Below are 6,602 nucleotides of genomic sequence, written 5' to 3'. Positions count from 1 at the left end.
CAATAAATGTTCAATTTTAAAAATTTAGAAGTTGTAAAAATTACAAAAGTACACTCACAATTTTAGGAATTTGGACCATTGAAGGTAATCAATAATTCAGTATTAAACATTAATTTAATAAAAGGACGAGCTATAAAAATGAATAATATTTCGTTGAGTAAACTGGCATTACTTTTCCATCATAAAGTACAAAAGTATATTAAAAATGCACAAGTTGTTTCAACTTATTCTTTGACAGTAACTCAAACACTATCCAAAGAGAAGGAGCAAACATTACTTAATTCTGAACCGGTATTGGTTTGTAAAAATAAAAAAGAGGAGAGCTTCGATTGTCAGCAACCTATTTATTTAATCGTGAAATTACTCAAGCAATCTCCTCAAGAAGATAAATTTAATGTAATGGCCAACAGCCTCCAAGAAACATCCATAAAAAAGATAATGAAGCGTTTTTTTATCATGATTATTCCATTATTAATGACCAACAAAAAATACAATTTCCTATTCTCACTTCACTGAAAAACCAAGCAAAAAAACGCTTTAATCAAATGCAGATACAACGAACAGTAATTCATCGAGTCAATGCGGTAATCACTCAACCAAAAACATTACGCTAATAGGTCATTTATGGGAATTTCATCGTCCGATCAAAATAGAAATAGAAAAATAGCAGCAGGTGGTGTTATGCCCTGCCCTATTAAAACAGCAATCACACTTGCTGTTGCTTTTACTCGTTTCACGAAAACAGCAGATAAGAAAAAGGGGACCGATCGTTTTATATTACTTTATCTTTATATTTGGTTAACCGGGCAAAAAGAAGATATTCATTGCGCCGGTGATGTCCCCGACATAAAACGAGTCAGTCAAGCTCAAGACTGTGCGCCACATTGCTTTCGGATATATAAAGAAAAAGATGATAAGACAGTTGAATACGCTCAAAAATATTCGATGAAAGATGGAAGCGCTATTTACGTCTGGCAACCTTTACCCGATGCATTTCAAGGTTTATTTCTGCATGCGATTGCGAATCTAAGTTATGACACCCCTTTGCTAAATAAAAAAGCAAAAAAAATTTTTTATCTTAGGTTATCAAAAAAATGGAAGACATCACGACACTTAGCCCCCTTTCCACGAGTTCGTAAAGATAAGTTTAGTCTCTATTTTATTCACTGTATACAACTAGATCCTGAATTATCAACTATTGCAAAGATGGTTATGATCGGCGCTAATCGACTTCAGCATAAGCCTGCCCTCTTCTACCAAACAGAAGAAGTCGACCGTCTTCGTAAAAAAATACTCTTAGCTCACAATCGTTATTTGACCAGAGTTATTAATGCTATTAAACAACTTGAGGATAAAGCGCCTAAGCTAGAACAAAACTTTAGTTGTTATGTTAATAATTTAAAAAAGTCACTGATTACTCCAGCAGAGCGGCAAGCAAATTATCTTCAAAGAATTGACAAAATAACGGTATTTCAATTATTTCATGGAAATGGAACACAAACATTCAAAGCTATCCCCTCACTGATAATTGGCAGTAAACGAGGTTTACCAATCGATGGAGTAATACGTTTTTTTGAGCGAATTAATGATGAAATAGCGCATTATCTAGCTATTGACAATATGACGAAGGAGCAACTACGTGAGTTTTACAATTTACGTACTTATGAAATTGCTTTTCAACATCTTGCGTTAACAGGCGCGAGGCCAACACATAACATTACATTTGAAAAAGCCAACTACTATCCTGGTTCTGATGTCCTTATTAAAGACAAAGGAAAAGAACGAATCATTATTTTATCCGAATACTTCCATACCTATCTTACTCACTATCATGCACTACAAAAAAAGATGCTGACACTTTTTCCAAGTGAACAAGAATGTAAATTAATGTGGTACTTACTTGATAACAAAGGTCAACAACAACCTCTTACTCACAAGGATCTAAGAATAAAACTGAATGAATTATGGAAGGGTACTTCTCCTTACCAATTCCGTCACTTCTTTGCACAATCAGCACTGAAAAGTACAGTACCGCATCATCTTTCAATACAGCAAATAGACCGATTAATGGGTCACTCTAATGCAGGTGAGCACCTAGGGAGTGACCATCAATTCCCTATCACACGTATACCTGTCGAAAATTATTTAAATTCACTTCCGAAGCAACTTAATTTAAAGGGGTTTAGATAAATGCAAAAAAATAAGCCTAATCTGCCGGCAAAAAAGATTGTTGAGTATATCAGATATTCTATAAACGAAGGCGAGAATGCTTTTTTAAATAAGTTACCACCTTCGATCAATGATGATATTGAGTGGGTTGTCTCTCGCTGGCCTTCTGGTGATGAGTCAACTCATAAACTCAGTCAATCACATTATAACCTATTAATTCAAGCCATTAATCGAGTACCCACTGGTAAAAGAAAAGATCGTCGCATAGCATTTAACGCAATCATTTTGTATTTAGAAGGAGTCGCAAAATGGCAATTACCAGAGCAAACTAAACAACTGTTGATTGATCGCGATAAATTGTGGTTCACCACATTGAACAATAAAAAAGCATTGGCTTACCAACTAGTACAAGCCTATCAAAGTGAAAAAAATGCCTTTTTGGCATCTCGTCACACACCTCTCCCCGTATTTGTTGCCTTAATGCTAGCAATAGAAGTTGCTCCTTTATCATTAAACTACTTAGCCTCTATCTTGGCAGATAAAGATGCACTTGAACTCAAAGGTTGCGAAACGACACTCAAAGTAAAGCACCTGCCAAAATCAAATAAAAAAGCAAAAGAAGATGAGAATGCCTTTACTCGATATCATTTACCACTTTACTGTTATCGCTTATTAGAAACTTATTATCAAAGCAATATAGAGCCCCTCACCCCTTTCAAATTATGTAAAGCACTTAATGCACATATAGCAGCATCACCTTATTATTTAACTTCTACTACTAAAGCGCAGTGGCACGCTATTTTTCAAAGTATCTGGGCAACTATTTATAGGACACAGCCCCTCCACCTAAAAGATATGGCCTTCCCAGACACTCATGTTGATTTTGATAAGTCATCCATTGTGAAGAAAGATAAAGATAACGCGATGAGAGGTATTTATCTGCAAGATTGGCAAGAAAAGGACCAGCTCGCCCCTAAAACGTCCTCAAACCGGGTGGACTACCAACATAAGAAGCTAATCACTCAACATAAAAATAACATGCCCATCGAGTTAGTAATAACGCCGAAATTACGTATTAAGGATGTTATTGAATATTATTTATTTTTTTATTGTAAAGAGTTAATCATCAACGGAGGCATCAACGGAAAAAAATTAGAGATAACCACAATCAGGAAGTATACGATGACGGCAGCCAATTGTATCGACACGCCATTGAGTTACGAAACTGCAATTAGCGATGAACAATTACAAATGTGGGCAATGCTAACCTACAAAAAGGTACACGGTGAACAGAATAAATGGTATTTACTTAATTTTTTCAAATTTTTAAGTACCCAAGCACTTACCGACAATATCGATATTAGTGCGTTTGATAAACCTTACTTACCACCATCAATCGATTCATTTCGAATTACTATCGCTGAGCATGAAGAAATAGTTGACGGCTTACTCTCGCAAGGTAACAGCACTCCTTTGCAACGGCTTTTTGCAGCAGTCACCGCCATTCTTGCGTACTTTACAATGTCACGTCGTATGGAAATTCTTAATTTAACCAATAAAGGCATTTACTACGATAAAGACTATCCGAATCGATTTACCGTGTTCTTCGTCATAACAAAGGGGCGTAAACCTCGTACGGTCAACATTGTTATTACAGAGTCAATGGCAAAACTAGTTCGTATGGTAATGGACTACAAAAAAGAGAGTCCAATATCTGCCCCATTGATTGGCTTTAATAATGAAAAAATAAATTCGAGGAATCAGAATTATTTACTCCCCGTAACGAAAGCCATCAAAGCGGTTTGTGGCCAAAAAGCTCGATTTCATCATTTACGAAAAAGCGGTATCCATTTATTGGCACATCAATTGATACACTTTGTGTATTGTTGTCCATCTCATGATTTGGGCCCTTATTCAGATTTATCCCCTCTACTTTCTCCCGGATTTCTTGAAGAGCGCTTTTCTTATTTGATAGAACAGAATAAGCAACGATACATAAATGATAACGGGATTTTTGATGAAATATGCCGTCAGGTTGGTCATCAGTATTTTACGACTACACGCTGGTATTACTTTCACGGTACACAATGGTTATTTCCTTATCTAAGAGCAAAACAATGTGTGTCTGCTCTGCGTACTTTTACACATGCAGAGTTACGCTTTCTTTTAAGGTTAAGCCCCACTTCAAATGACTTATCCCGGCAATTGATGCGCATAAGTAGTGCTTATAAAAACAAATCAACGTCTGAAAAACAAAATACACCTGTTATGTTAACCGAGGGCGATATCCGTGCATTTATTTTCAAAAAAACTTCAAGTAATGCAGTGATATTAAATACTGACAGAAAAACCGCAGAAGCTAATTACTATGCCCATTCATGGAGGAATTCGTGGGCATCTGAACCTAATCAATTTATCGAAAAATTAATGATAGCAATGCAAAAAACAGACTCATTAGATTTTAATGTGATAAGCAATATATGGAACTACTCTGGTAAACATCAATATCGCCCCTTAACCAAAAAACAGAAAACAGCACTCGCCCATTTAGGTGAAATAACCGTATTTGAAAATGAGAAAGCTAACCAAAATGAAACTGGCAGAGATCCCGTTATAAAAATAAAGCTGCCCTGCAATGTCAATAATGCTCGTCATTTTGCTCTCGTATTTAGGCAACAGGAATGGAACTGGTTGGGGGTGTCTTTTGAGTTAAGAGTTAACCGTAAAAACCCAATGGACCGTTTATTAACAATCCTAAAAACACATTACCAACGTACGCCCAAAGAAAAAATCACGCATGTGAAACTACAGCAAGGAGATAGTCACCTCATTATCACACTTACACCGAAGTTCTCTGTGCCGATGGTAGTCATCGAACAAGCAGTCTTAATTTTAAATTCATACAAGGAAATATAAATGAGGATCCCAATACCAATTGAGCCAAAAAATATTGCACTATTAAATAAAGTCATTCAAGGCGGCAATGATAGTTGTAATTTCATTTACACCCCTAAAGAAGGCACCTTATACGTTGCATATGGGCAAGGGGACAATACGTTTGATATAACTCTCGATGTTCCACTCAATCGCGATTTAAAAAAGCGAAGCTTTTCGCTTTCAGGAGATTACGTCAAGACACTCTATACACATTTTAAGAGGGAAAAAATCATCCCGTTCATTATGGAAGTTGATACTAATGGTAATTACCTTCCTGAAGTAACCGTTAGAGACAAAAAAGGTAAACATCGAAGCGCCCGCGTTACGCCCTTTGATAAATCTGTATTAAACAAAAAAGAGGAAACTGTTGCACTTCAAGACTATAAGAGTTCACACTTACACAAACTACTCATGCTCCTAGAACAATATAAACCTTATCTATTTATCAATGTAAACGCGAGTAAAAGAACAGTAGATATCAAAAAAACATCTAATACGATCACATTAGATATCCCACAGAATATTGATATACCAGAAGACTTTATTTGGAATCAAAAAACCTCGGATGCATTATCAGTATTTTGCTCAACAAGAGACGATGAAATTATTAAAATTGGTTGTATTCAAGGCACAGTAACAATCAGAGTACTGCAAATGAATAATAGTAGGCAAACAATTACACAGGATGGTCTTAATGAGGCTTTCAATAACAAGCTAGACACTTACACAACCTTAAGAAAAATAATGATTTTAATAGAAGACTTAATCAAACCTCTCGCTGATGACGTAAACGATATACCTATAATAAACGACGCAAACGAAGGATATATATCAATAACAGAAAATGATATTTATCTAATAGAGGCCGTTGATATTTATGCGTTTAACAAACACATAGATATTTCTAATAACCAAAACTATTTCCGCGACGATAACGGGCATGAAAGTATTCATACTCCATCACTTTTTAAGTTTCAACTCAGCAATATTATCAAAGTAAAAAAGGATGGAATAAATGGTAAAGGTTTAGTTCGAGTGGACTTAATGATGAGTAGTCAAGGTAAAAATTATGCACTTGGTTTTTATAAAAAAAAATCTCACTGCGACCCTTCTGCTATCGTGCCTATTGACGTAGAAACTGATATTGATGACATCAATAAGATAAATAGTTTAATAAAAGCGCAGAGTATCATCACTAATGATGATTTTAGTCTGCCAGGTACGCAATTGGAATTAGTTGGAACGTAAACAAAAGAAATATGTAGACTGAATTTTATGAAATATAACAACACTGCAATTTATCAAAAAAAACACTGGACAAATATACAGCTTGTTTTATAGTAGATATATGAATGAAATTTAATCGTTTTATTCATATAAATAGCAGTTGAGACGAAGTGGTTGCAGCCACTTCGCCTCGTACCGGCTGCACCGAACTTAAACCCAATCCAGCCGATGGCGTTATTATACGTAAACCATCGGGTAGGGATAGTACT

4 protein-coding genes are annotated in these 6,602 nt (G+C 35.6%); all 4 read left to right on the top strand.

Annotated features, from left to right (window positions below):
- Window positions 1-138 precede the first annotated feature (138 nt).
- The gene (locus tag MT391_RS20355) at window positions 139-516 is read left to right on the top strand and encodes a hypothetical protein (protein WP_499499883.1); all 378 of its coding nucleotides are present in this window, start codon (window positions 139-141) and stop codon (window positions 514-516) included.
- A 108-nt stretch (window positions 517-624) separates the two neighbouring features.
- Window positions 625-2,190 carry a hypothetical protein gene (locus tag MT391_RS20350; RefSeq protein WP_499499881.1) on the top strand — a complete coding sequence of 522 codons (1,566 nt, stop codon included), beginning with the start codon at window positions 625-627 and terminating at the stop codon, window positions 2,188-2,190.
- Window positions 2,191-5,085, top strand: a complete 2,895-nt coding sequence (locus MT391_RS20345; RefSeq protein WP_499499879.1) for a site-specific integrase — start codon at window positions 2,191-2,193, stop codon at window positions 5,083-5,085.
- Complete coding sequence (locus tag MT391_RS20340) at window positions 5,086-6,354, top strand: hypothetical protein (RefSeq protein WP_499499878.1); 1,269 nt, start codon at window positions 5,086-5,088, stop codon at window positions 6,352-6,354.
- The last annotated feature ends 248 nt before the right edge of the window (window positions 6,355-6,602 follow it).

The organism is Vibrio sp. 1-Bac 57, assembly GCF_037546855.1.
Lineage (GTDB): Bacteria > Pseudomonadota > Gammaproteobacteria > Enterobacterales > Psychromonadaceae > Psychromonas.
The sequence above is the reverse complement of the archived record's forward strand: the minus strand, read 5'-3'. Positions and strand labels throughout refer to the sequence as shown.